The organism is Stieleria sp. (genome assembly GCF_041595215.1).
GTDB classification, from domain to species: Bacteria; Planctomycetota; Planctomycetia; order Pirellulales; family Pirellulaceae; genus Stieleria; species Stieleria magnilauensis.
Map to the genome: position 1 here is coordinate 1 of NZ_JBFHKV010000743.1, position 4,459 is coordinate 4,459.

A 4,459-nucleotide genomic window follows, 5' to 3' on the forward strand; every position below is an offset into this window, starting at 1 on the left:
GTCCTCGCGCTGACCAGCGGCGGGCTCAATGAGGTCGACGCCAACCCCGTGCTCGCACTGGCGACCGAACAATCGATGGCACTTCGCGAAACGATGTTGCCCGAACTCGAAGAACTCGCCAAAGAACACGAAGACCCCGAGATCGAGAAGTTACTCGAAGAGCTGCGTGAAAAAGTCGACGAGATGGAATCCGAATCGATCGACGAAAACGACCTGATGGCGTCGCTGTCGGAAATGGAGCAAGCACTCGCCGAAGCACGCGAAGCGATGCAATTAGAAATGACCGATGCCACCATGCAAGCGCTCGCCGCCGCCATCAAACCCTCCGACCAACTGCAACAAGCCGCCAAGGCCTTGGAGTCTGAAGACTACGAAAAGGCCAGCGAAGAACTGGAATCAGTCGACCCGTCCAAAATCGGTGATAAACAACGCCGCGCCGTCGCCGACAACCTGAAGAAAATGGTGGCCAAACTCAGCCAAGGAAAGAACGGCCAACTCAGTGAGTCGATCTCGCAACTCGCCGAAGGCCTGAGCAACAAGAACATGAAAGAATGCAAGGCCTGCCTGTCCAAGTTGGCCAGCGAGTGCAAAAAACAGGGCCAGTGCAAAAAGATCGGCCAGTGCATGTCCTGCCAACTCAATCGCCTCTCCGAATGCAAAGGGCAGTGCCGCGGCCAATGCCAATCCAACATCGCCAAAAAGTCGAATAGCCCCAGCACCAAAGCCGGCATCGCCTCCAGCGGCCAGCCGCTCGGTGACAAGGCGACCAATCTCAACAGCACCCGCAACGAAGAGCAGCTGACCGGCGTTCAAGGCGAAGGTCCCAGCGAAACCGAAATCACGCAGGCCCCCGAGGGCGAACAAGACGCGGTACGCGCCTACGCCGGCAAGTACAACGACTTCCGCCGCCAAGCCGAAGCCGTGCTCGACTCCGAACCGCTGCCCATGGGCGTTCGTGAAACCGTGCGAACCTACTTCGAAGCGATTCGCCCCAGCAGCGAAGAAGCCGCCGCAACGGCCGAACCGGCTGATGTCAATCGATGATCAGCCGTTTGGCGCGAGCCGACGGGCCCCATCCCAAACAGACGACGCTTCGCGTTGGGGTATTGAACGGAAGCCCGCCTGCGTTAGCAGGGGCCACACACCAACGCTGTTCGCTACGGACGCTTGCGTGGCATCCCCACGCGGATCGTCCTGCCGAACTCGCTCACCGATAACACGCGGCCAAAGTCGACGAGCTCAGCCAGCTCGCCCGGGCTGCGTGTGTCCTGAATGACCCACTCGGTCATCATCGGGCCTTTCGCTTGAGACTCGTGGTCAGGGTTGCCGGCCTTTGCCAGGAACGTCTCCCGCACCTTCCCGAGATCGGGGTTCGGCCCGTGCATCACGATGACTCGAATCTCAGACGCATTCGGTTGACCGGCGTTTCCTTGACGCATCCTCCTGGATCCCGGGTGATTGAATCCCGGGTTTTCAAATCCCGCAGTCGCCCAATCCGGGCGTTGCATCTTGGCCATCGTATCTTCATGCCGGCGCGCCATCTCCGCGTCTCGACGGGAGTTGACCGCTCCGCCGATCATCAACAGCAACAGCAGGGTGGACATTTCCAACAGATAGCCGGCCGCAATCACGCGAACGATGCCGATCAGTTTCCACAAGTAGATGACCAGGGCGATGACACCGACCGCGACGGCCAGCGCTCCGGCCATGGCACCCAAACTAGACGGATCGAAGCCCGAAAAGTCTAAGTTCTCATTTCGGCTACTTCGCCGCGCGATCCGTAATCCGGCTTTCGCACCGACCGCCAGGATCAACAACAAGACTCCACCAGCCCCAAGACCGGCCATTTGACCGCCGACCGCTTTGGACACGCTTTCGACAAGATGCAATCGCGGCAGAAACATTGCTCCGACGATCACCAATCCCACAGGCAATTGGACGGCGCAAACCAACAACAGCGGCGGATAGAGGATCGATGAGGCCAAAGCGACAACGTTCAAGAGAATGATCGCCGTTACCAGCTGATGATTGCCAATCCACGCCAACAGCTTCGTTGCGGAGTTCGCCCCCGATGTCGTCCTGGGCGAGTGGGACGCAAAGCTTCCGCCGCTCGGTGTCGCGGACGGCGGCAAGTCCAGTTGCCGCAAATCGAACGGGTCGGGGGCGACGGGCGTTGGGGGAAGCGACGAAACGGCCGGCGCGGCACTCGGCTGCGGCGCGGGCATCCGAACCGGCGACGGACTTGGTGACCGGGCGGGCAGCCGCACCTGCGTCCTGCACTGGGGACAGGCCGTCACCGCAGGCTTAGCCAGCAGCTTGACAGACATCTTCGTCCGGCAATGGGGGCACGACACGATCGTTGATTCGGAAGCCGCAGCACTGGACGCCGCTGGACTGGGAGCTGTCGGCTTCGTGGACCGTGATGGCGTGGGCCGTGGTGGCGCGGATCGTGGTGGCGCAGCGGTGCGAGTTCCCGCCGCGGGCCTGGTCGATGCGGGGACGACCGACCGTGCCTGGCACTTGGGGCATTGCACCTGTTTTCCAGCCGCTGAGGAATCAACGGCCAGCGTTTGCGCGCACGTGCCGCACGGAAAATTGATTCGACCAGCCACATCCGACCCCGCAACGAGAAACAAGACGGTCAACGAACGTTTTGAGAAGACACAGTAAAGAGTCTATCGCCTTGGACAGTCGTCGGCCCAACAAGTTCCGTCAAATCGGCGGGACGAGCGTCTCGTGTGCCGTCCACTGTTTAAATGTTCCAGTTCACTCGCCTGTCGATCAGGATCAACCGGTCACCAACGCCCACCCCACACCGAAGGCACCGGAGTCGTTCGGGCTACCGTGCCAAATCGATCGCTGCGCAGACGCCGAGGCGCCGACCAGTTGCGTGTCGCTCCGATTGCCGCCGATGGCGGAGGCGATTTCGCTGGCGGCGGTCAAGACCTTTTCGACAGCGGGAGACAGGTTGCCGCCGTAGATCGCAAACCCATCGACCCGGATGCCACGTGGGTGAAACACGTCGAAATGGGGCGAAAAGCCTGCGCACCAGGGTGAGCAGGAGCTGGTTTCGAGCACGACGTTGATATTAAACGCACCGCGATCGAATCGGGCTTGCCCCGGTGACCCGGTCGGCTCCTGATCGGTCGACTGCTGATCGGTCGACTGCTGATCGGTCGACTGCTGGGGCGGCATGATCGCCGCGTGCGTGAAAGTCGCGAGCCCCTCGGTACCGGAGGCCGACACACAGATGCAATGCTGTCCGACCGACTCGCTACGCAGCAGCTCCAATTCCCAGTTTTCATCAAGTGGAACATTTCCGAGCGATGCATCCAGCGCCGCGACTTCCACCCCGGTCAAGCGAGACAGCGCATCGATCAGGTTCAGCCCGGCGGTGGAACCGACCAGACCACATCCATAAAGCAGGAAGTCACCATCGGCGGCCAGCGAGGCACCGATGGCCCGCAGCGACGAGGCATGGTCGAGTGCCAGATCGGCGCGATCAATCGCTTGATCCCCGAGTTGCAAGAGCCCGTCCCAGCCATCGGAAATGAGATACACGACATCCAAGTTGGCTTCGCCGGTGAGCGTTTCGGCCATCTGCTGAATCCCATTTCGTTTCGGGTCCAGGTAGATGATCTCCAAGGGTTGGCCGTTGCGGACCAGGTCCTGGACCCGCGACTCGTGCTGTTGGACCGTTACGTCGACAAAGGCGTATTGACGCGGATGCAGCCCCGGCACTTCACTCGAACCGCTGTCCATGCGGCCATACCAGGACACCGTGCGAGGTTTCCGTTTTGGCCCTTGGCCCGATGGCGACGCGCTGGCATCGTGGGGATCATGGGCTCCATCCATGGCGATGAAGTCCGACACATCGGCATCAATCAAGACTCGTTCTTCGAGCGGTTCTGAGTAGCGACGGCGATGGGGAACAGACGTGCGTTGGGTGGGATTCATAGTGATAGCCGGCTCCGCTACCGAAGACGCGCCGGGCGTCCACGGAAGTTGAAGATTGGGGGAGGGTGAATCGCAAGTCACGTTGCACCACAGACGCGCACCAGACGCACGACACGTGACCTTCGTCATCACAGATAACGGCTGAGGGCAAACCCGCTCCGAAGTGAAACACGAGGGTTTTCCCTCGGTCGTTGCCAATCACTGCCGATCAGGCGAACGCTAACGCCTGTATCGCGCGTAGCGATTGAAGAACCGCGACGGGATGGCAGAAAAATGGCGGGCAGAAAAATCGCCGTGCCGGCAGCGAGCGGCGACAAAAGAAAAGTACCCGGGACCGGACTCGAACCGGTACAGCCTAAAGCGGCCGGGGGATTTTAAATCCCCTGTGTCTGCCAATTCCACCACCCGGGCGGCAGCGTGGCGGAAAGTTTAACCGCCGGCCGACGGGTTTGACCAGGGATGACCGTGGAATCACGCCATTTGTTTCCACTGGCGGTTTCCA

The 4,459-nt window shown here is 60.8% G+C and carries 4 protein-coding genes and 1 tRNA gene; 2 read left to right on the forward strand and 3 right to left on the reverse strand.

What is annotated here, in order from left to right; translation table 11 throughout:
- On the forward strand, positions 1-1,044 hold a 1,044-nt coding region (locus ABX749_RS23465), incomplete at its 5' end, for a hypothetical protein (RefSeq protein WP_372898138.1).
- Positions 1,045-1,157: 113 nt separating this feature from the next.
- Here ABX749_RS23465 and ABX749_RS23470 read toward each other — a convergent pair.
- Positions 1,158-2,000 (reverse strand): hypothetical protein, encoded by an 843-nt coding sequence (locus ABX749_RS23470; RefSeq protein ID WP_372898139.1) that lies wholly within the window; start codon positions 1,998-2,000, stop codon positions 1,158-1,160.
- Positions 2,001-2,028: 28 nt separating this feature from the next.
- Here ABX749_RS23470 and ABX749_RS23475 point away from each other — a divergent pair, with 28 nt between their 5' ends.
- Complete coding sequence (locus ABX749_RS23475) at positions 2,029-2,670, forward strand: hypothetical protein (protein WP_372898140.1); 642 nt, start codon at positions 2,029-2,031, stop codon at positions 2,668-2,670.
- A gap of 117 nt (positions 2,671-2,787) precedes the next feature.
- Here the strand turns inward: ABX749_RS23475 and ABX749_RS23480 are convergent, their stop codons facing one another.
- Together ABX749_RS23480 and ABX749_RS23485 are read right to left on the reverse strand one after the other, a co-directional pair.
- Complete coding sequence (locus ABX749_RS23480) at positions 2,788-3,957, reverse strand: DUF4347 domain-containing protein (protein WP_372898141.1); 1,170 nt, start codon at positions 3,955-3,957, stop codon at positions 2,788-2,790.
- A gap of 325 nt (positions 3,958-4,282) precedes the next feature.
- Positions 4,283-4,368, reverse strand: a tRNA-Leu gene (locus tag ABX749_RS23485).
- Positions 4,369-4,459 lie beyond the last annotated feature (91 nt).